Below are 23799 nucleotides of genomic sequence, written 5' to 3' on the forward strand. Positions count from 1 at the left end.
TAAAAGAATTATTAATTAAAGAAACATATAAAGGATTATGTCGTCACATTACGAAGCACCCATTAGAAAACCTTTAGTTATTGGTGAGAAAACTTATCACGATATAACTGTGGATGTGGCTAGACCTGTAGAAGGAAGAGCAAATAAACTTTGGTGGAGAGTTTTCACATTAAGTTTAATCGCGTTTCTATGGGGAGTAGGTTCTATGGCTTACACAGTAGGTACTGGAATTGGAACTTGGGGATTGAATAAAACTATTGGATGGGCTTGGGATATTACCAACTTCGTTTGGTGGGTAGGTATCGGTCACGCAGGTACACTTATCTCAGCCGTATTATTATTATTTAGACAAAAATGGAGAATGGCCATTAACCGTTCTGCAGAGGCAATGACAATTTTCTCTGTTGTTCAGGCTGGTTTATTCCCTATCATACACATGGGACGTCCATGGTTAGCTTACTGGGTATTACCTTTACCTAACCAATTTGGGTCATTATGGGTTAACTTTAACTCTCCATTATTATGGGACGTTTTCGCAATTTCTACGTATTTATCTGTATCATTGGTTTTCTGGTGGACAGGTTTACTTCCAGACTTTGCTATGTTACGTGATAGAGCTATTACGCCATTTACAAAAAGAGTTTACGGAATTTTATCATTTGGTTGGTCAGGTAGAGCTAAAGACTGGCAACGTTTCGAGGAAGTTCACTTAGTGTTAGCTGGTTTAGCTACACCATTAGTACTTTCAGTACACACGATTGTATCTTTTGACTTCGCTACTTCTGTTATCCCAGGATGGCACACTACAATCTTACCTCCATATTTCGTAGCAGGAGCTATTTTCTCTGGATTCGCGATGGTAACAACGCTTTTAATCATCATGAGAAAAGTTTCTAACTTAGAAGACTATATTACTGTTCAACATATTGAATTAATGAACATTATTGTAATGATCACTGGTTCTATTGTTGGAGTAGCATATATCACTGAGTTATGGGTAGCTTGGTATTCAGGAGTAGAGTATGAACAATACGCTTTCTTAAACCGTGCTTCAGGACCATACTGGTGGGCTTATTGGTTGATGATGACTTGTAACGTAATTTCTCCACAGGTTATGTGGTTTAAGAAAATTAGAACTAGTATCATGGCTTCATTCATTATTTCTATTATTGTAAATATTGGGATGTGGTTTGAGCGTTTCGTAATTATCGTTACATCATTACACAGAGACTACTTACCATCTTCTTGGACGATGTTCCAACCTACATTTGTAGACGCTGGAATTTACATCGGAACAATTGGATTCTTCTTCGTATTATTCTTATTATACTCTAGAAGTTTCCCTGTAATTGCTCAAGCAGAGGTAAAAACTATCTTAAAGTCTTCAGGAGAATACTATAAGAAAGAAAGAGACAGTAAAGCGAATCATCAATCTTTAAATCATTAATTCGTTATGAGTAATAAAGTAATTTACGCTATATACAATGATGATGATGTATTGTTAGATGCAGTAAAGGAAACTAGATCTGCTCATCATCATATTGAAGAGATTTATACTCCTTTCCCAGTACACGGCCTAGATAAGGCTATGGGATTAAAACCAACAAGACTTGCAATTTGTGCATTCTTATTCGGATTAGTAGGTTTAGCATTTGGAACAAGTATGATGTATTATATCATGATTGTTGACTGGCCTCAAGATATCGGTGGAAAACCAAGTTTTAGCTTTATCCAAAATATGCCAGCATTCGTGCCTATTATGTTTGAGATGACTGTACTATTTTCTGCTCACTTAATGGTAATTACATTCTTCTTAAGAAGTAAGTTATGGCCATTTAAAGAAGCTGAAAATCCAGATGTTAGAACAACGGATGATCACTTTTTAATGGAAGTAGCTCTTAAAGGTGATGAAGAAGCTGCTGTTGAGTTCTTCAAGAATACTGGAGCAGTTGAAGTTAAAGTAATTGAAAAGTAATTGTAGAATGAAGAACATATATAAAATAGTAGCTTTAGTAGGAGTGTCAGTATTGAGTGCTTCTTGTTTTAATAAAGAGCGTCCAAACTATCAGTTTATGCCTAATATGTACGAAGCAGTACCATATGAGACTTATTCTGAAGTTCCTACAACTGTTTTTGCAGATGGAATGGAAGCTCAATTACCAGCTGAAGGTTCAATCCCTAGAGGGTTTGAACCAGAAGTTTACCCTAATACTCCTGAAGGATTAGCACAAGCGAGACTTTACTTAAAGTCTCCACTTGCTGATAGTGAGAAAAACCTTGAAAAAGGAAAAGAGTTGTACTCAATTTATTGCTCTGTTTGTCACGGTTCAAAAGGAGATGGGAAAGGTACTTTAGTTAAAAACGAAAAGTTTTTAGGAGTTCCTAACTACCACGATCGTGATCTTACTGAAGGTGGTGTTTACCAAGTGATTACTTATGGTTTGAATTCTATGGGTTCTCATGCTAACCAATTAACGCAACACGAACGTTGGTTAGTAACAGATTACGTTTTAAAATTGAAATCAGAATAATAAATTGTAAAACTTATTTGAAAGTTTAGATATGTACACATTATCAAAAAATTTAAAAACCTTTGCGATGGTCCTTATGGTTCTAGGATTAATAGGGATTGCATATGGTTTTTTTAGTGCACCTAAGACAACTGCTGAAGTAGAGCAGATCTTAACTGAGCAAGCACACCACAGTGGAGATGCTCATCAAGAGTCATCGCATGCAGTTTCTGAGGCTGATCATGCTGCCCACGAACAGCACTTAGAGCATGTTTTAACTCAGTTACAAAACAAACCTTGGACTGCAGTATATACGGCTTGTATCTTTGTTATGTTAGTTTCTTTAGGGATCTTAACATTCCAAGCTATTAACCAAGCTGCAAGTGCTGGTTGGTCTCCTATCCTTTTTAGAGTGATGGAAGGTTTATCAGCTTACCTATTACCAGGATCGATTATTTTCTTCGTTATCCTTGTAATCTCAGTAATGGGAGGTAACCATTTATTTATTTGGGCTGACCCAGAAGTAGTAGCAAATGATGTTATTATTCAAGGAAAAACAGCTTACTTAAACGTTCCTTTCTTTTTAATTCGTGCAGTAGTGTACTTATTAGGATGGAACTTCTACAGAATCTATTTACGTAAGCAGTCATTAGCTTTATGTGAAACTGGAGATTTAAGTTACCACAAGAAAATTTTCAAAGCATCAGCTGCTTTCTTAGTTTTCTTCATCGTAACAGAATCAATGGCTTCATGGGACTGGATTATGTCAATCGATACACACTGGTATAGTACATTATTCGGATGGTACGTATTTGCTAGTTTCTTCGTAACTGCTATTACTACTATTGCTTTTGCTACTTTATACCTTAAGAGTAAAGGACATTTAGAGCTTGTTAATCATAGCCATATTCATGATTTAGCTAAATTTATGTTTGGATTAAGTATTTTCTGGACTTATCTTTGGTTCTCTCAATTCATGTTACAGTGGTATTCTAATATTCCAGAGGAGGTTACATACTTCATCTTTAGAATTCAAGAGTTTAACTTACCATTCTTTGGAATGTTATTATTAAACTTTGCTCTACCTTTGGTTTTATTAATCAATACAGACTTCAAACGTTTAGGATGGGTTGTAGTAATGGCTGGTACTTGTATCATCGTAGGACATTACCTTGACTTCTTCTTAATGATTGCACCTGGTACAGTTGGAGGTTCTTGGTTTATTGGTGTTCCTGAAATTGCTTCTTTAATGTTCTTCATAGGATTATTCATCTATGTTGGATTTAGTGCAATTGCTAAAGCGCCATTAGTTTGCCATAATCACCCACTTATTGAAGAGAGTAAACATTTTCATTATTAATATTTAAAGATAAACAGATGACAAGTTTATTAATAATAACTGTAGTTGTATTATTAGGAATTGCTATTTGGCAATTAACTAAGATATTCGATTTGACTCAAGTTGGATCTGGATCAAAAGATGCAGCTTCAGAGATCGCAAATGACAAGGACAATAACATTAATGGTTATTTGAATTTCGCTTTCTTAGGGTTTATCTACGTCTTTACTATTTTTAATTTAGTGAAGTATGGTAGTTTTCCTTTAATGAGTGATTCTGCGTCAGAACATGGTGAAACAGTGGATAACTTAATGTGGATCTCTATGGGTCTTATTGGGTTTACACAAATTTTCACTCAATTCTTACTTTACTGGTTCGCTTTCAAAGGAAGAGGAGTAAAAGGAAGAAAAGCTCTTTATTTTTCAGATAATGATAAATTAGAGGCAATATGGACAATTATTCCAGTAGTTACTTTATCTGGTTTAATCCTTTACGGACTTTTCGCTTGGAACGACATTATGTTTGTTGACGAGGAAGAAGATGTTTTAATTGTAGAGGTTTATGCTAAGCAATTTGGATGGGATGTTCGTTATTCAGGAAAAGATAATGTTCTAGGAAAAGCAAACGTTAGATTCATTGAAGGAATCAACGTTGTTGGAGTAGATATGTCAGATCCAAACTCGTATGATGATCAAATGGCTTCAGAATTACACTTACCATTAGGAAAGAAAGTAGTTTTAAAGTTCCGTTCACAAGACGTTTTACACTCTGCTTACTTACCTCACTTTAGAGCTCAGATGAACTGTGTACCAGGAATGGTTACTCAATTCGCTTTTACTCCTACAATCACTACGGAGGATATGAGATCTCGTGAAGCTATGGTTACTAAGGTTAATAACATTAACAAAATTAGAGCAGAGCGTAGCCAAGAATTAATTGCAAAAGGAGAGGAAGCATTAGATCCTTACCAATTCGATTACTTAATCCTTTGTAACAAAATTTGTGGTGCTTCTCACTATAACATGCAAATTAAAGTTGTAGTTGAAACTCCAGAAGAGTTTGAGAACTGGGTTGACGCACTTCCTACTTTAGGAGAGCAGTTAGCTCAAACAAAAGAAGTAACTAACACATCGGATGAATTTGCTCAAGTTGTAAAGTAAAACACTCGTATTAAAATCAAATTATACTATGTCAGCATTAGGACACGAAATAATTCATGATCATGACCATGATCATCACGATAAAGGGAATTTCTTTACTAAATATGTATTTAGTTTAGATCACAAGATGATCGCGAAACAATACTTGATAACTGGTATTATCATGGGTATTGTTGGGATCATGATGTCTCTTTTATTTAGAATGCAAATTGCATGGCCAGAGGAATCTTTTACGCTTTTTAAATGGTTACTAGGCGAAAAAATGGCTCCTGATGGAGTAATGAAGAACGATGCGTACTTAGCCTTGGTAACAATGCACGGTACAATCATGGTATTCTTCGTATTAACTGCAGGTTTAAGTGGTACGTTCTCGAACTTACTTATTCCATTGCAAATTGGAGCTAGAGATATGGCTTCAGGATTCTTAAACATGTTATCTTACTGGATTTTCTTTATCTCTGCAGTATTAATGATTATCTCATTATTCGTAGAAGGAGGACCAGCTTCATCAGGATGGACTGTATACCCACCATTGAGTGCGTTACCACAGGCAATCCCAGGATCTGGAACAGGGATGACTTTATGGTTAGTTGCTATGGCTTTGTTTATTGTATCTTCTACAATGGGATCATTAAACTACGTTGCTACAGTTATTAACATGAGAACTAAGGGAATGTCTATGACAAGATTACCATTGAGTGTTTGGGCTTTATTTACTACAGCTATCATTGGTATTGTTTCTTTCCCAGTATTATTATCAGCAGCTTTATTATTATTATTTGATAGAAGCTTTGGTACATCTTTCTTCTTATCAGATATTTATTTAGCTGGAGAGGTATTACACTACCAAGGAGGATCACCAGTATTATATGAGCACCTTTTCTGGTTCTTAGGACACCCGGAAGTTTACATCGTTATTTTACCAGCGATGGGATTAACTTCTGAAATTATTGCTTGTAACGCTCGTAAACCAATTTTCGGTTACCGTGCGATGATTGCTTCAATTTTAGGTATTGCGTTTTTATCAACGATTGTATGGGGTCACCACATGTTCGTTTCAGGAATGAATCCATTCTTGGGATCTGTGTTTACTTTTACAACTCTTTTAATTGCAATTCCTTCAGCTGTTAAGGCATTCAACTATATTACTACTATTTGGAGTGGAAATATCCAAATGAACCCTTCTATGTTATTCTGTATTGGTTTCGTTTCTACGTTCATTACAGGAGGATTAACAGGGATCATCTTAGGAGACTCAACTTTAGATATTAACGTTCACGATACATATTTCGTTATTGCTCACTTCCACTTAGTAATGGGTATTTCTGCTCTTTACGGAATGTTTGCTGGTATCTACCACTGGTACCCGAAAATGTTCGGAAGAATGATGAACAAAAACTTAGGATACATTCACTTCTGGGTAACTGCAGTTTGTGCTTACGGAGTTTTCTTCCCAATGCACTTTATCGGATTAGCAGGTTTACCTCGTCGTTACTACACAAATACAGCGTTCCCATTATTTGACGAGTTCTATGATGTTAACGTATTAATTACAGTATTTGCTCTTGTAGGATCAGCATTCCAGTTATTGTTCTTATGGAACTTCTTCTATAGTATTTTCTACGGTAAGAAAGCTCCTCAGAACCCATGGAAAGCTAACACTCTTGAATGGACTACTCCAGTGGAGCACATCCACGGAAACTGGCCAGGAGAGTTACCAGTTGTTCACAGATGGCCTTATGACTACAGTAAACCAGGTTTACCAGAAGACTATGCGCCACAAACTATGCCAATGCAAGAAGGTGAAGAAGAATTACATCACTAGAAGTATTTAAATAGAAATATAAAAAAGGTCATCCAATTTTTTGGATGACCTTTTTTTTTATACTGTTCGTAATTGTATTTTAAAGCAGCAATTTTTAGTATATCTTTGTAGTATGAATGAGAATTTAGACCCTACAGCTAGGCATTTTTCCTCAGAGGAATTTGATGTTGAAAAGAAGTTGAGACCCCTTAGTTTTGATGATTTCGCAGGACAAGAAAACGTATTAGATAATTTACAAGTTTTTGTAGAAGCTGCTAATATGCGTGGTGAGGCTTTAGATCATACTCTTTTTCACGGTCCTCCAGGGCTAGGTAAAACTACATTGGCCAATATTTTAGCCAATGAGCTTAATGTAGGTATTAAAATTACCTCTGGACCTGTTTTGGATAAACCTGGTGATTTAGCCGGTCTTCTAACGAATTTAGAGGAAAGGGATGTTTTATTTATTGATGAGATTCATCGTTTAAGTCCAATTGTAGAAGAGTATTTATATTCTGCTATGGAAGACTTTAAGATTGATATCATGATTGAATCTGGTCCTAACGCTCGTTCTGTTCAGATTAATTTAAATCCATTTACATTAGTTGGTGCCACCACTAGAAGTGGATTACTTACAGCTCCTATGCGTGCTCGTTTTGGTATTCAAAGTCGATTACAATATTATAGTAAAGAACTTTTAGCTGGTATTATAGAGCGTAGTGCTTTTATTTTAGGTGTGCCTATTTCTATAGAAGCTTCCATTGAAATCGCTGGTAGGAGTAGAGGGACTCCTCGTATCGCTAATGCTTTATTGCGCCGTGTACGAGATTTCGCTCAAATTAAAGGTAATGGTAGTATCGATTTGCCTATCGCACAGTATGCTTTGAACGCCCTTAATGTAGATTCTCATGGTTTAGATGAAATGGATAATAAGATTCTTTCGACTATTATAGAAAAATTTAAAGGTGGTCCTGTTGGTTTGTCTACTTTATCGACAGCCGTTTCTGACAATGGAGAAACCATAGAAGAAGTTTACGAGCCATATTTAATTCAAGAAGGTTTCATTGTTCGAACTCCTCGTGGTCGAGAAGCTACTCAAAAGGCTTATCAGCATTTAGGAATTGAGTTTGATCTGGAAGATTAGCACTATTAAAAACGCCTAGTTTTATGATTAATAATCCTAGTTTATATTCTAAGTTAATTAAAGACCGTGCTTTAGAGCTTGGCTTTGCACAATGTGGTATCTCTAAAGCTGATTTTTTAGCTCAAGATGCACCAAGATTGGAAAGTTGGCTTAAAGCTGGTATGCATGGGAATATGCAATACATGGAGAATAATTTTGACAAGCGTTTAGATCCTAGAATTTTAGTTCCCGGTGCTAAAAGTGTTATTTCTTTGTCTTTAAATTATTTTCCCGATAAAGTACAGCTTGGCGATACCTATAAGGTTTCTAAGTATGCCTATGGAGAAGATTATCATTTTGTTATAAAGGACAAGCTAAAGGAATTATTTGCCTTCATTCAAGAAACTATTGGTGATATAGATGGGAGAGTCTTTGTTGACTCAGCACCTGTATTAGACAAGGCGTGGGCTGCTAAGAGCGGGCTAGGTTGGGTTGGTAAGAATAATAATTTAATCCATAAAAAGATGGGTTCTTTCTTTTTTTTGGCCGAACTTATTATCGATCTTGAGTTAGAGTACGATTCTATTACCACAGATCATTGTGGAACTTGTACAAAATGTATAGATGCTTGTCCAACACAAGCAATTGAAGGACCTTATATTGTCAATGGGAGTAAGTGTATTTCTTATTTAACCATTGAGTTAAAGGATGACATTCCAAAAGAATTTAGTGGTTTATTGGATGATTGGGCTTTTGGTTGTGATATCTGTCAAGATGTATGTCCGTGGAATAGATTCTCTAAAGCGCATAATGAACCTCGTTTTTCTGCTAATGAGGCTATTTTGAACTACGATAAGAAGCAATGGAATGAGATAACTCAAGAAACTTTTAATGAAATTTTTAAAAAATCTCCTGTAAAACGTTCCAAGTATGTTGGGTTTATGAGAAATATACAATTTTTAAACGACTGAGTTAAGGAAGTTTGAATGTAAAGTAAAAACGTTACCTTTGTTTGAAATGAAAAACTAGTTTTTATGAACAAAGATAATTTACGTAGGGAGGCATTGAAATACCATGCTGAGCCAATACCTGGAAAAATTCAAGTAGTTCCTACCAAAAAGTATTCTTCGCAAAGAGATTTATCTTTAGCTTACTCTCCGGGAGTAGCAGAGCCTTGTTTAGAGATTGCAAAAAATGTGGATGATGTTTATAAATACACAGCAAAAGGAAATTTAGTTGCTGTTATTTCTAACGGAACGGCTGTATTGGGGCTTGGAGACATTGGTCCAGAAGCTTCAAAACCGGTAATGGAAGGAAAAGGATTATTATTTAAGATTTTTGCTGACATTGATGTTTTCGATATCGAAGTAGATGCCACAGATGTGGATAAATTTATTGAAACTGTAAAAAATATTTCTCCTACTTTTGGAGGAATAAACTTAGAAGATATTAAAGCTCCTGAATCTTTTGAAATCGAAAGAAGATTAAAAGAGGAGTTGAACATTCCTGTAATGCACGACGATCAACACGGTACTGCTATTATTTCTGCCGCTGCTTTATTAAATGCTGTAGAATTAGCTGGTAAAGAGATGAAAGACGTTAAGATGGTTGTTTCTGGTGCAGGTTCTGCTGCTATTGCATGTGCTAAATTGTACGTTGCATTTGGTGTACAGATACAAAACATTAAAATGTTCAACAGTAAAGGTGTTTTAAAGAAGGACGATTCTCGTATTTCTGACTTACAAAGAGAATTTGCTGTTGATCAGGATATTTCTTTAGCGGATGCTGTTAATGGTTGTGACGTTTTTATTGGATTATCTACTGCAGATGTATTAAAGCCTGAGATGCTTGCAAGTATGGCTGAGAACCCAATCGTTTTTGCTATGGCTAACCCATCACCAGAAATCGATTATAACTTAGCAGTTGAAACACGTAAGGATGTTATCATGGCTACAGGACGTTCTGATTTCCCTAACCAGGTAAATAACGTTTTAGGTTTCCCATATATTTTCCGTGGAGCATTAGATGTTCGCGCAACAAAGATCAACGAGGAAATGAAAATGGCTGCTGTAGTGGCTTTAGCTAAATTAGCTAAAGAACCAGTGCCAGAACAAGTGAATATTGCTTATGGTGCTACTAAATTAAGTTTTGGTAGAGAGTATATTATTCCTAAACCTTTTGATCCAAGATTAATTACTATTGTTCCTCCTGCAGTTGCTTTAGCAGCAATGGAAAGTGGAATTGCAAAAGCTCCTATTACAGATTGGGAAGCTTATAAGCAAGAGTTAGCCTTGAGAATGGGGTCTGACAACAAGCTTTTACGTATGTTGATTAATCGCGCTAAAACTTCTCCTAAGAAAGTTGTTTACGCAGAGGCTGATCATTTAGATGTTTTAAAAGCTGCTCAAATCGCTTATGAAGAAGGAATGGTAACTCCAATCTTATTAGGAGATAGAGATACTATTGTTGAACTTAAGAAAGAGATTGATTTTAATGCAGAGATTGAAATAATAGACCCTAAATGTGATGCTGAAAAAGCAAGAAGAACTAGTTTCGCTAAGTCTTATTGGCAAGCAAGATTACGTAAAGGGATTACTTTATACGATGCAGAGAAATTAATGCTAGAGCGTAATTATTTTGCAGCAATGCTTGTGAATGAAAATCAAGCTGATGCTATGTTAACAGGGTACTCTAGAGCTTATCCAACGGTTGTAAAGCCAATCTTGGAATTAATCCCTAAGGCACCTGGTGTGTCAAAGGTGGCTACTACAAACCTTATGATGACAAAAAGAGGACCTATGTTCTTAGCAGATACTGCTATTAATCCTAATCCAACAGCTGAGGAAATTGCTAAAATTGCTGTAATGACAGATAAAGCAGTTAGAATGTTTGGAATGGAGCCAGTAACAGCATTATTATCTTATGCTAACTTTGGATCAGCAGATCAAAGCTCACCTTCAAAAATGAGAGATGCAGTGAAAATGTTACATGAGCAACATCCTGATATGGTTGTAGATGGTGAAATTCAAATTGATTTTGCTTTAAATGATCAAATGCTTAAAAATAAGTTCCCTTTTTCTAAGTTAGTTGACAAGCAAGTTAATACGTTGATTTTCCCTAATCTAGATTCTGCTAATATTACTTATAAAATGTTAAAAGAATTGAATAAGGCAACTTCTATTGGACCTATTATTTTAGGTTTAGATCGTGCTGTTCACGTATTTCAATTAGGGGCTAGCGTGGATGAAATGGTTAATATGACTGCTGTAGCAGTGGTAGACGCTCAAGTTCGCGATAGCCGTAAACGCAAATAAAAAATAAAAATTCGCCTTTTGTTAGAGTGTGATTTTTAATGCTAATAATAGTTAATTTTTATTGCTATTTTTGAGCTTAAATTAAAAAATAACATGATAGCACATATTCAAGGGCGTTTAGTGGAAAAAACACCCACTGAAGTAGTAATAGATTGCGGGGGAGTAGGATATTTAATCCATATTTCCCTGCATACTTTTTCTCAACTAGGCTCAAGTGAGCAAGTTCGATTATATACCCACCTACAAATTAAAGATGACGCACATACCCTTTTCGGTTTTAGTGAAAAGATTGAGCGTGAACTATTCAAATTACTGATTTCTGTATCAGGTATTGGAGGAAATACTGCTCGTAATATGCTTTCCTCTATTAATCCAAATGATCTTTTCAAAGCAATTGCAAATGCCGATGCAAAAACAATCCAATCTGTAAAAGGGATTGGTACTAAAACGGCCCAACGCGTTATTTTAGACTTACAAGAGAAAGTAGTTAAATTATACGATATGGACCAAGTTTCTACTACTTCTAACAATACAAACTTAGAAGAAGCGTTATTAGCATTAGAGGTTTTAGGGTTTGCAAGAAAAGCTGCTGAGAAGGTAGTGAATAAAGTTTTGCAGCAGAATCCTGATGCTAGTGTTGAAGTTATTATTAAACTAGCTTTAAAAAATTTGTAGACATTGAAGGGGTACTATCCTAATTTATATCTTTTGTTACCTATAACAGTTTTATTTTTGTTCTTAACCACCTTTGGTTTTGGACAGAATATTATTGTGCAACCAAGTGAGCCAGAATTTGGGACTACCCAAGAGCTTACTTTAGAGGAGCAAGAAGAAATAGAACAATGGGAAGCCCAAATGCTACAAGATTGGGAAGATTTTGAACTTAATCAAGTCCAAGATTCTTTGGCTCCTGCTTATAAACCAGGAAATATTACTTTTCCTGATCCAAGTTTTATACGCGAAGTTTATTCCTACAACCCAGTTACTGATAAATACTATTACACTAGGGGATTAGATACCTATGATATTAATCTACCTGTAATCCTATCTAGGCCTGAGTATGAGCAATTAGTACTTAGGGCTGAAATTAGAAAATATTTCCAATTAAAGTTTGACGCAATGCATGGCCGTTTAGAAGACGAAGAAGCTATGCGTGATATGTTGCCTCGTTATTATGTGAACTCTAAGCTATTTGAGGGTATTTTTGGATCGAATACCATCGATGTAAAACCAACAGGTTCGGTTGAGTTCGACATGGGTGTACGCTTTAGTAAGCAAGATAACCCAGTTATTTCTCCTCGAAATAGAAAAAGCATGACTTTTGATTTCGATCAGCGTATTAGTATGGGACTTCATGGAATGGTAGGAACACGTATGGGGGTTAATATTAACTATGATACCCAAAGTACCTTCGATTTTCAGAACATGATGAAATTGGCCTACGAGCCAGATGAAGATGCAATTATTAGAAAGATTGAGGTAGGTAACGTAAGTATGCCTATTGGAGGAACCCTTATTAGAGGTGCTCAAAGCCTTTTTGGAGTAAGAACAGAATTGCAATTTGGTAAAACAACCATTAGTGGAGTGTTCTCTGAGCAAAAAAGTCAAACTAGTAGTGTAGTTGCTCAAGGAGCAGGTACCTTAGAAGATTTTGAATTGTTCGCTTTGGATTACGATGAAGATAGACACTTTTTCTTGTCCCAATACTTTAGAAATAATTACGACAGTGCTTTAGAGAAATACCCTTATATTAACTCTAGAGTTAGAATTATACGCGTAGAGGTTTGGGTTACTAATCGCTATAGTCGAATGGGACCTACTAATAATAACTCTAGAAATCTTATCGCAATTCAAGATTTAGGGGAAGGTAGAAATAAAAGAGGTACTGGGGAACGAGTAGTTTCAAAAGACGAACCAGGTTTCTTTGTTAACCCTAATCCTAATGCCTATCCGGATAACAATAATAACTTATACGACCCTAGTAAAATTGGTGTAGGTGGATATTATTTGAGTCCATCTATTAGAAATAGTACCTCTGGTGCACAAGGGTTTAATACTTCTGTGCAAGAGGGAAGGGATTTCGTTAAATTAGAAAGTGCTAGAAAACTAAACAGTAACGAATTTACTTTTCATTCCCAATTAGGGTATATTTCTTTGAATCAGCGTTTATCCAATGATGAAGTCCTTGCTGTAGCTTTTCAATATAGTGTTGGAGATAAAGTTTACCAGGTTGGTGAATTTGGAAATGACACTCAAGTAGCTCCAGAGAATATAGGAACAGTACCAGGGGATGATCAACCTGTATTACTATCAGAAGCTTTAGTGGTTAAACTTTTGAAAAGTAGTTTAACTCTAACGCATGCACCTGTGTGGAATTTGATGATGAAAAATATTTATCAAATCCCAAATGCTTCTTACGTTACGCCGGAAAAATTCAGATTTAATATTCTTTATACCGATCCAAGTCCTTTGAATTACATTTCTTCTGTGGATGGAAATGAATTACCTGAAGGAGTGGAAAGAACAGCTTTATTAAATGTCTTCCATTTGGATAGATTGAATTCAGTGAATGACCCACAAAAAGGTGGGGATGGTTTCTTTGACTTTCTACCTAATGGGGGACTACAAAATATTTATGATCCGAATAATCCTTCAGGTAGTTTTACTGGAAATAACAATAACCAACCTGGCTATGGCTCAAACAATGGTTTTGGAAGCAATGGTAGTTTAAATAATAACAACCAACCAGGCTATGGAAGCGGAGGAGGAAATTATGGTGGTGGTAGCTATAACAACAATAATGGTAATAACCGCAATAGTTTTGATGGAATTACCATAGATGCAGTTAATGGTAGATTAATTTTCACAACTGTAGAACCTTTTGGAGAGTACCTTTATAATAAGTTAGATAAAAATCCAGGTAATAATCCAGATGCTTATTATAACCAAGCTTCTTATAATGAAAATCAACGAAAATATGTGTTTTCTGAGTTGTATAGAAGTACCAAAGCCACTGCAATTAGAAACCAAAGTAATAAGAATAAGTTCTTATTAAAAGGAAAATACTCTAGTCAAAATGGAGAGGGAATCCCTATTGGTGCTTATAATGTGGCAGCTGGTTCTGTTGTGGTTAAATCTGCTGGTAGATTATTAGTTGAAGGAGTAGATTATACGGTGGATTACAACAGAGGAAGGGTGATGATTTTGGATCAGGCTTTGTTAGCCTCTAATGCTCCTATTGAAGTATCTGTGGAAAATAATACGATGTTTGGCCAGCAAACAAAAAGATTCTTTGGACTTAATATTGAACACAAAGTGAATAAGGATTTATTATTTGGTGGTACTATACTTCGATTATCAGAAAGACCTATGACACACAAAAGTGTTTATGGGCAAGAAGCTGTAAATAATACTATTTGGGGGATTCATGGACAATACTCAACCGAAGTGCCGTTTTTGACTCGAATGGTTAATAAGTTACCAAATATCGACACAGATGTAGAATCTAGAGTTACACTAAGAGGAGAATTCGCTTACCTTAAACCAGGAAGTTCTAAGATAGATCAAATGAATGGAGAGGCTACCTCTTATTTAGATGACTTTGAAGCTGCTCAATCCAACGTTGATATTAAAGGATCTTTTGCATGGAAATTAGCTAGTACGCCGTTAGGATTTTATACTGAAAATTCTAGTGATGCGGAAAATTCCTTAGGTAATTACTCCTTAGTGGATGGCTATAGAAGAGCAAAGTTATCTTGGTATACTATTGACCCTACTTTTTATTTAGGTTCTAGACCAAATGGAGTAGATGAATATGATTTGAATTCTAGTAGAACTCGCCGTATATACAGTGAAGAACTTTTCCCTACAAAGGATATTGCTTATGGAGAAAGTAGGGTGATTAATACTCTGGACTTAACCTATTATCCTTTTGCTAGAGGGCCATATAACTTTAATCCTAAATATAAAAATGCAAGCGGTTCAGCTTCCATAGAACCCTCTAGAAACTGGGCTGGTATTATGCGCGGATTAACCACTACTAACTTTGAGCAAAGCAATATTGAATTTGTACAATTTTGGTTGATGGACCCTTTTGTGGGAACTTCTGTGGATAATTTCTCTTCCCAATATTTAAGTGATAAAGGAGAATTACGTTTTAACTTAGGTTTAATCTCTGAGGATGTTTTACGCGATGGATATAAGCAATACGAGAATGGTTTACCAGGAAGTGGACAAAACCAAGTTACCACTATTGAAACTATTTGGGGTAGAGTACCTGCTGCTCCATCTTTAATTTATGCCTTTGATGTAGATGCACGATCTCGTGCATTGCAAGACGTTGGTATTGATGGACTAGATGATGAACAAGAGAGAATCTGGTTCAAAGATTTTGCCCATTTAGATGACCCATCTGGAGATAACTTCGTACACTATTTAGATGCAGATGGAGGAATATTAAATCGTTATTACAATTATAATGGTACACAAGGAAATAGCCCGATTAATGATGGGCGAGGTGGTAATAACTTACCCGATACAGAAGATATCGATTCCGATAATACCATGAATACAATTAATGCTTACTTAGAATATAAAGTTCCAATTCGAGCTAATTTACAAGTAGGTGATCTTTATGTAGCAGATGTTAGAGAAGAATTAGCTCAACTTGCCGATGGTAAATTAGAAAAAGTAAGATGGATTCAATTCAAAATTCCTATCGACAGAAATGGGCTGGCTAAAGGAGACTTAGCTAATTCTGCGGACTCTAGTTTTGATGACGTAATTCGTTCGATACGTTTTATGCGTATGTATGTTACTGGTTTTAAAAGTCAGATAACACTGCGTTTTGCAACATTAGATTTAGTTAGGAGTAATTGGAGAAAGTCAGATAGAGACATGCAAATTAGTTCAAATGGACAGTATCCAGATGAGTCTCAACCTGAACGAATTTCCAATACAGGTTTTGATGTGTCCGCTGTAAATATCCAAGATAATTTTGATAGAAAACCAATCCCTTATGTGACTCCTCCAGGAGTTCGTAGAGAACAAGCTTATATCAATAATACCCTAATTAATCAAAATGAACAGTCTTTAGCTTTACGATTATATCCAAAGGATTTAAACAGCCAGCCTAATGGTCTTCGTTCAGGAGATGCAAGGGGAGTTTATAAAGGCTTTAATGTAGATATGCGACAATATAAGAAGTTGCGTATGTTTGTGCATGCGGAGGCTTTAACTAATGCTAGTGCTGCTGGATTGATGGATGATCAAGCGTATGCTTTCATTCGTTTAGGAAGTGATTTGACTTCCAATTATTATCAAATTAGAATCCCATTAAAGGTAACTCGTCCAGGGGCAAGTACTCCAGAGGAAATTTGGCCTGAAATCAATGAGTTCTTAGTTGACTTAGATCTTTTGACAAAAATCAAAGTGAATAAAATGACCGATAAAGGTCAATCTTCCACTGATGCAAATAGCTTTTATGAATTATCTGCTACTGAATTAGGCGGGGAAAGAAGTGATATGTATATCGGTATAAAAGGAAATCCTAATTTCGCAAATGTTCGTATTATGATGTTGGGAATTAGAAACGAGAGTTTATCTGATTTAGCTGGAGAGTTTTGGTTTGATGAATTGCGTTTATCTGATATGGATAATAAAGGCGGATGGGCGGCAATAGCAACTGTAGATGCCAATATTGCTGATTTTGCAACTGTTTCAGCTAGTGGTATGCGTTCAACAGCAGGCTTTGGTGCATTAGAACAAGGACCAGAGCAAAGAAGTAAAGAGGATTACAAATCCTATAGTGTTGTAGCGAATGTAAACTTGGGTCATCTTTTACCAAAACATTGGGGTGTAGTAGTTCCATTTAACTATGCTATAAGTGAAGAAACAATTACCCCGGAATACGATCCTGGAAACTTAGACTTAAAATTAAGTCTAGTGAAAAGTTATGCAAAATCTTCAGCCGAGGCCGAAGAGATTGAGAAAAGAGCCTTAGATTATACCAAGCGTAAGAGTATAAACTTTATAGGGGTAACTAAGCAAAAAAATCCTGAGAAGAAAAGTACACCAATAGATATTTCTAACTTTACGGTTTCACACTCTTATAATGAAGTCAAACACCATGACTATGAAGTACAGTCCATGTTAGATCAACAAGTGCGTAGTTCGGTGGATTACGGTTATTCATTTAGTCCTAAAACGGTAGAGCCATTAAAAAATGTAAGCTTCTTATCTAATGATTATTTTGCTCTTTTACGTGACTTTAACTTCAATTATATTCCTTCTAATATTACTTTTAGTAGTAATGTTTTACGCCAATACAATAGACAGGAATTTCGATTGTTGGATGTTCAAGGGATAGGATTGGATCCTTTATACCGTAGAAATTATTTCTTTAATTATACCTATGGCTTTAATTTTGACTTGACACGCTCTTTGCGTATAACTTATGTAGGGGGAAGTAATAACGTAGTTAAGAATTACTACGATAGTACAAATGGTATAGTGGATAATACCAATACGATTTGGGATGATTATTTTGATATTGGTACACCAAATCAATTTACTCAGCAGTTAAACTTTACTTATGAGCTGCCAATTAATAAACTTCCATTTTTAGCATTTGTTCGATCAAGCTATAATTATACTGGAACCTATAACTGGCAAAAATCATCTGAATCATTTTCTAATATTGAATTAGATGGACAGTTTTATAATTTAGGAAATACAATACAGAATTCAAGAACACAGGTATTAAATACAACCTTTTCTATGGATGTTTTCTATCGATACATAGGATTGGTGAAAAGTTCACAAAGAGGAAAAAAACCTAAGAGTAACGCGCGTACAGCTGCTATTGTTCCAGGACAAAAGGTAGTGCAACAACCTAGTGGAAATAAGCAACAAGAAAAAGAGCCTTCCAAATTATTGGATGCTGTAATTGGAGTGATAACTTCAGTGAAGAACATCCAAGTAAACTATAGTGAGAATAGTGGAACCATGTTACCAGGATTTTTACCAGGAGTAGGCTTCTTTGGGACTAGTAAACCAAATTTTGGTTTTGCTTTTGGAAGTCAATCCGACATTAGAGATGTAGCCGCAAATGCAGGGTATTTAAGTAACTTCCCTAACTTGAGCGAGTCTTTCTTACAAATTAGTAATAAGACCTTAAATCTGAATGCTACTTTAATGCCTATACCAGATTTGATTATTGATGTTTTTGCCATGAGAAGTAAGTCCGATAATCTTTCGGAGCAATTCAAGATAGAAGACTTTAATTATATAGGCTTAGCCCCTTATAATTATGGTAACTTTAGCATATCTACTAATATGATTTCTACATCATTTAGCAAATCAGATTTAAACTACTCTGATGTTTTTAATCAAATGTTAGACAATAGATTAATTGTTGCTAATCGATTAGCCCAGGCTGATGGGATTGATATTAATAATCCCGCTAATTTAGATGCACAAGGTTTCCCGATTGGTTATTCTTCTAAGAGCCAGGCGGTAATTTTACCTTCTTTCTTAGCAGCTTATACAGGAGGTGATGCAAACGGAGTTTCTACTAGTATGTTTAGAAGTATGCCTCTTCCTAACTGGAATCTTAAATATAACGGGTTTATGAAAATCGGATTTATTCGCAAGAATTTTAGAAGATTTTCTGTTCAACATGGATACTTAGCTTCCTACACATTAGGATCTTATACTTCTAATTTAGCATACTATAATAAGGAAAGTGATTTAAATCCTGTCAGAGGGGATAAACCAGTAAAAGACCTTATAAGTAATGCTACTTTGTATGAACAGTTTAATCCGCTAATTCGCGTTGATTTAGAAACAAGAAGTGCTATTCGTTTCTTAGCAGAGATGAGAAGAGATAGAATGCTTTCTTTAAGTTTTGATAATAATTCATTAACTGAAACCCAAGGGCAAGATTTTATTTTGGGTCTTGGTTACAGAATAAAAGATGTTGGATTTAATTCCTCTTATGCCAATAACGGTTATGGAGGTAGAATTAGTAGTGATATTAATATTAAGGCAGATGTTACCTTGAGTAAGCGACATACCTTAGTGCGTTACTTAGATTATGAGAATAATCAAATGGGAGGAGGACAAAATACTTGGTCCTTGAGATTAACAGCAGATTATATGCTTAGTCAAAATTTAACTGCTATTTTCTTTTATGATCATTCCTTCTCTAAAGCGATAATTTCCACCATGTACCCTATAACAAATATACGAGCTGGTTTTACCATTCGATACAATTTTGGAAATTAATTGCTAGAAGCTTTAGTTTATTGCAATATTATTATACATTTGTCTAAAACTAAATTATAATGAACATACCAGCTAACTTAAAGTACACCAAAGACCACGAGTGGGTTTCTATTGAGGGTGATATCGCAACAATCGGAATTACTGACTTCGCACAAAGCGAATTAGGAGACATCGTTTATGTTGAAGTTGAGACATTAGATCAAACTTTAGACAAAGACGAAGTTTTTGGAACAGTTGAAGCAGTAAAAACTGTATCAGATTTATTTTTACCATTAACAGGAGAGGTTATCGAATTTAATGAAGGATTAGATACTGAGCCAGAATTAGTAAATACAGATCCTTACGGAGCTGGATGGATGATTAAACTGAAAATAACAGAAGTTTCAGAAATCGAAGGTTTACTTTCTGATGAGCAATATAAAGAAATCATAGGTGCGTAACATTATTTTAGGTATAGCACTTTGTTGGACTATACTTATAATAATTTTATGTTTAGTAGAGGCAAATAACTTTGCTTCTAGTTCAAACTTAAGCATACCTTTTAAAGATAAGATTGCCCACTTTATTTTTTACTGTACTTTTTCCTTTTTATGGTTAATGTATTTGATAAAAAGTAATAAAAAGGCAAGTAGAATTTCTCTAACATTGCTTATCTTTACCATAGCTGCTATTCTTGGAGGCGGTATAGAATTAGCTCAATTCTATCTTACCTCAAGTAGAAGTGCAGAATGGGCAGATTTCTTTGCGAATTGTTTAGGGAGTTTAACAGGTTTACTACTCTGCTTAACAATCACCAGAAAAAACAAATAATTTAAAAAGCCCCTTATTTTAAGGGGCTTTTTTATTTAAATATCTACATTATGCAAGAAAAGGATTTAAAAGAGTTTATGGATTCTACTTATTTGAAGCAACCTGAACACGCAGGGTTAACAGTAGAACAAAATAATTTACAAGTAGCTGAATTAGTAAAAGAGGCAATAGAAGAAAACTTTAAGTTAGCAATGATCCGTCCTGAACAAGTTAGTTTTGCTAGAAATTGCATTGATCAAGCTAAAAGTAATGTTTTAGTTGGAACTGTAATTGATTTCCCTCTAGGACATGGAGGATTACAAGCTAAATTGGAGCAAGCTCAGAAGGCTATTGATGATGGAGCAGATGAACTAGACTTCGTTGTGGATTACACCGCTTTTATTAATGGACAAGTGGATAAAGTTAAAGAGGAAGTAAATAAATGTACTGCTTTAGGTTTGAAGCATAAGAAAGTAGTCAAGTGGATTATTGAAAGCGCTGCTTTAACAGATAATCAAATTGCGGAGATAACTAAGTTAATCAAAGGAGAAGTTATCATGCACTTTCCTCAAGAAGTTTTTGAAAAAGTATATGTGAAGTCTTCCACTGGTTTTTTTGTAACTAACGATGGAAAACCTAACGGTGCTACCTTCGAAGCGATTAAAATTATGCTTGAAAATGCTGGCCCATTACCAGTTAAAGCATCTGGAGGGATAAAAGACCGCAAAACTGCAGCTCAAATGATTGAGTTAGGTGTTAAAAGATTGGGAACTTCTTCAGCAAAAGCAATAGTTAATGGGATTGAAGGCTCAAATTCTTATTAAAACTTAAATAAAGGTTATATTCAAAGGTGTGCTACTTGTTTTTAAGGTTTGTTTTAAAATTTGAATTATATTTGCACTGCATTAAAAATAAATAAAACAGCTTTGAGTATATCTTCAAATAATAACAACCCTGTTTCAGTGTTGAAAGAGTTTAAGGAAATGACCAAAATGGGATTAGCCTTTAGCGTAGTGTTTTCTACTATTGCGGGTTATCTGATTGCAATTCCAGATTTTCGAGATATAAATTATTGGGTTCTATTAGCATTAGCAGTAGGAGGCTATTGTATGGTAGGGGCATCTAATGTTTATAATCAAATAATAGAAAAGGATTTAGATGCTAAAATGGATCGAACTAAAAATCGACCAATTGCTTCAGGGAGAGTAACTCCTAGAGCAGCATTTGTTTTAGCAAGTATTTTAACTGTGTTAGGTATAGGGATTCTATATGCAGTTAATCCTAAAACAGCCATGTTTGGCGCGATTTCTATTTTTTTATATGCTTGTATTTACACGCCTTTAAAAACAATAACGCCTTTATCTGTTTTCGTTGGAGCCTTTCCAGGAGCTATTCCTTTTATGTTAGGATGGGTAGCGGAAACAAATCATTTCGGAATTGAGGCTGGAACTTTATTTTTGATTCAGTTTTTTTGGCAGTTCCCTCACTTTTGGGCTATTGGATGGTTTTTATATGATGATTATAAAAAAGGAGGATTCTCTATGTTACCTACAGGTAAAAGAGATACCAAAACAGCCATGCAAATCATTCTTTATACTGTTTGGTTAATAATTATTTCTGTTTTCCCAGCAACTGGATTAACAGGTAGACTATATTTATCGCCAATTGCAGCAGCTTTAGTGTTCATTGCTGGACTTTGGATGCTATGGGCAGCAATCAGGCTATATAAACAGCGTACTGCTAAAGTAGCACGCGCTTTGATGCTTGTAAGTGTAACTTATATTACATTAATTCAAATTATTTATATTCTCGATAAAATTTTTAGATAACCAATGGATACTTTAACACAACAAGAACAATACCTGAAAAAGGGTAAGGCTTTAAAGATAATGTTACTATTTGCAATCGGAAGTATTGCAATGGTTTTTGCTGGACTTACTAGTGCCTATGTAGTAAGTGAGTCTCGACCTGATTGGTTAGAAGATTTTGTATTACCGCCAGCTTTTTTATACAGCACAATAGCAATTTTAATAAGTAGTGGGACATTTCACATGGCATATCGTGCCGTTTTGGATAATAAACAGTCAAAAGCGACAGTTTATTTGCTTTCTACTTTGATATTAGGATTCTTATTTGTTTTTTTGCAGTTCGAAGGCTTTGCTGAAGTTATTTCAGAGGGGTATTTCTTCACTGGAAGTGAAAGTACAATTACTACATCATTTTTATATGTGATCGTAATTGTTCATATTGCTCACCTGATTGGTGGGATGATAGCGCTTATGGTTGTAATTTATAATCATTTTAAACAAAAATATAATGCACAGCAACACATTGGTATTGAGTTGTGTGGGTGGTTTTGGCATTTCTTAGGATTGCTTTGGCTATATTTGTTTTTGTTTTTTACATTCTATAAGTAAAAAAAATAAACTAAATTTGAGAACTTTATAACTAACAACTTTTTATGGGAGCGACAGTTACTACAGCAGCTACTAAGGAAACAACATGGGGTGGAGGAAATGAGCCCTTTAAAGTAAGCTACGGTAAAATGATGATGTGGTATTTCATATTATCAGATTCATTAACATTTTGTGGATTCCTTGTAGGATACGGTTTTACAAGATACAAGTTCATGGATTCTTGGCCAATTGCGGATGAGGTATTTAATCACTTCCCGTTCTTACATGGGGTAGATGCACCAATGTACTATGTAGCATTAATGACATTTATCTTAATTTTCTCATCTGTAACTATGGTTTTGGCTGTAGATGCAGGGCATCAAATGAAACGTAATAAGGTAGCTACTTATATGTTTATGACAATTATCGGGGGATTAGTTTTCCTTGGGTCACAAGCATGGGAGTGGAAAAACTTTATTCAAGGAACGTATGGTGCTGTTGAGACAAGAGGAGGTGCTATCTTACAATTCGTTGGAGCGGATAACAAACAAATTGCATTGTCTGATTTTGCTATTATAGACAAAAATAGAGATGAAACGACTATGCAAAGAAACGACGGTTTATGGTTTATGAATGGACCAAAAGTACCGACGTATTCAATGGAAGAGATCACAAAAGGATTTTTAGCTAATCCTGATCTTAAGATTAGAACACAATTTACTATCGAAGATCAAGAAACTGGTCATAGAGAGAAAGAAGTGTTAACTAGAGAAGAGTCTATTAGCCGTCTTCAAGATGCAGTAATCGTAGTAGAAGGTGCTAACCTTATTCGCAACGAATATGGACACAGAACTTTCGGAGATTTCTTCTTCTTTATTACTGGGTTCCACGGATTCCACGTGTTTACTGGTATTTTAATTAACACTATTATCTTCTTTAACGTACTTATTGGTACTTATGACAGAAGAGGTAGTTATGAAATGGTTGAAAAAGGTGGATTATACTGGCACTTTGTTGACTTAGTATGGGTATTCGTATTTACCTTCTTCTATTTAGTTTAATCTTACAAAAATTTATT

The 23799-nt window shown here is 35.2% G+C and carries 17 protein-coding genes; all 17 read left to right on the top strand.

Annotated elements, in window-relative coordinates:
• Positions 1 to 37 precede the first annotated feature (37 nt).
• The 17 genes from nrfD to ACYSNM_RS01480 all read left to right on the top strand — a co-directional run bounded on the left by nrfD (position 38) and on the right by ACYSNM_RS01480 (position 23782).
• A complete protein-coding gene (gene nrfD / locus ACYSNM_RS01400) occupies positions 38 to 1447 on the top strand; it encodes an NrfD/PsrC family molybdoenzyme membrane anchor subunit (RefSeq protein ID WP_461752938.1) in 1410 nt (469 codons plus the stop codon).
• A 6-nt stretch (positions 1448 to 1453) separates the two neighbouring features.
• Positions 1454 to 1975: a DUF3341 domain-containing protein gene (locus ACYSNM_RS01405; RefSeq protein ID WP_461755322.1), complete on the top strand. Its 522-nt coding sequence runs from the start codon at positions 1454 to 1456 to the stop codon at positions 1973 to 1975.
• A gap of 7 nt (positions 1976 to 1982) precedes the next feature.
• Complete coding sequence (locus tag ACYSNM_RS01410) at positions 1983 to 2531, top strand: c-type cytochrome (RefSeq protein ID WP_461755323.1); 549 nt, start codon at positions 1983 to 1985, stop codon at positions 2529 to 2531.
• 31 nt (positions 2532 to 2562) lie between these two features.
• A complete protein-coding gene (locus ACYSNM_RS01415; protein WP_461755324.1) occupies positions 2563 to 3870 on the top strand; it encodes a quinol:cytochrome C oxidoreductase in 1308 nt (435 codons plus the stop codon).
• A 17-nt stretch (positions 3871 to 3887) separates the two neighbouring features.
• Positions 3888 to 5009, top strand: a complete 1122-nt coding sequence (locus ACYSNM_RS01420; protein ID WP_461755325.1) for a cytochrome c oxidase subunit II — start codon at positions 3888 to 3890, stop codon at positions 5007 to 5009.
• Positions 5010 to 5037: 28 nt separating this feature from the next.
• Positions 5038 to 6834 carry a cytochrome c oxidase subunit I gene (locus ACYSNM_RS01425; RefSeq protein ID WP_461755326.1) on the top strand — a complete coding sequence of 599 codons (1797 nt, stop codon included), beginning with the start codon at positions 5038 to 5040 and terminating at the stop codon, positions 6832 to 6834.
• Positions 6835 to 6946: 112 nt separating this feature from the next.
• A complete protein-coding gene (ruvB, locus tag ACYSNM_RS01430; protein ID WP_461755327.1) occupies positions 6947 to 7957 on the top strand; it encodes a Holliday junction branch migration DNA helicase RuvB in 1011 nt (336 codons plus the stop codon).
• A gap of 23 nt (positions 7958 to 7980) precedes the next feature.
• Positions 7981 to 8907, top strand: a complete 927-nt coding sequence (queG, locus tag ACYSNM_RS01435) for a tRNA epoxyqueuosine(34) reductase QueG (RefSeq protein WP_461755328.1) — start codon at positions 7981 to 7983, stop codon at positions 8905 to 8907.
• Positions 8908 to 8970: 63 nt separating this feature from the next.
• A complete protein-coding gene (locus ACYSNM_RS01440; RefSeq protein WP_461755329.1) occupies positions 8971 to 11250 on the top strand; it encodes an NADP-dependent malic enzyme in 2280 nt (759 codons plus the stop codon).
• A gap of 93 nt (positions 11251 to 11343) precedes the next feature.
• Positions 11344 to 11925 (top strand): Holliday junction branch migration protein RuvA, encoded by a 582-nt coding sequence (gene ruvA, locus ACYSNM_RS01445; RefSeq protein WP_461755330.1) that lies wholly within the window; start codon positions 11344 to 11346, stop codon positions 11923 to 11925.
• Positions 11926 to 12105: 180 nt separating this feature from the next.
• The gene (sov, locus tag ACYSNM_RS01450) at positions 12106 to 19536 is read left to right on the top strand and encodes a T9SS outer membrane translocon Sov/SprA (protein WP_461755433.1); all 7431 of its coding nucleotides are present in this window, start codon (positions 12106 to 12108) and stop codon (positions 19534 to 19536) included.
• Positions 19537 to 19595: 59 nt separating this feature from the next.
• Positions 19596 to 19976, top strand: coding sequence for a glycine cleavage system protein GcvH (gene gcvH / locus ACYSNM_RS01455; RefSeq protein ID WP_461752948.1), 381 nt, complete (start codon positions 19596 to 19598; stop codon positions 19974 to 19976).
• Positions 19969 to 20346, top strand: a complete 378-nt coding sequence (locus tag ACYSNM_RS01460) for a VanZ family protein (protein WP_461755331.1) — start codon at positions 19969 to 19971, stop codon at positions 20344 to 20346. The genes gcvH and ACYSNM_RS01460 overlap by 8 nt, the downstream gene beginning before the upstream one ends.
• A gap of 50 nt (positions 20347 to 20396) precedes the next feature.
• Positions 20397 to 21149 (top strand): deoxyribose-phosphate aldolase, encoded by a 753-nt coding sequence (gene deoC / locus ACYSNM_RS01465; RefSeq protein ID WP_461755332.1) that lies wholly within the window; start codon positions 20397 to 20399, stop codon positions 21147 to 21149.
• A gap of 159 nt (positions 21150 to 21308) precedes the next feature.
• Positions 21309 to 22154, top strand: a complete 846-nt coding sequence (gene cyoE / locus ACYSNM_RS01470) for a heme o synthase (RefSeq protein ID WP_461752967.1) — start codon at positions 21309 to 21311, stop codon at positions 22152 to 22154.
• Positions 22155 to 22157: 3 nt separating this feature from the next.
• Entirely contained in the window at positions 22158 to 22742 is a 585-nt protein-coding gene (locus ACYSNM_RS01475) for a cytochrome c oxidase subunit 3 (RefSeq protein WP_461752951.1), read from the top strand.
• 44 nt (positions 22743 to 22786) lie between these two features.
• Complete coding sequence (locus ACYSNM_RS01480; protein WP_461752952.1) at positions 22787 to 23782, top strand: cytochrome c oxidase subunit 3; 996 nt, start codon at positions 22787 to 22789, stop codon at positions 23780 to 23782.
• The last annotated feature ends 17 nt before the right edge of the window (positions 23783 to 23799 follow it).

Source organism: Myroides sp. LJL116 (assembly GCF_054871685.1).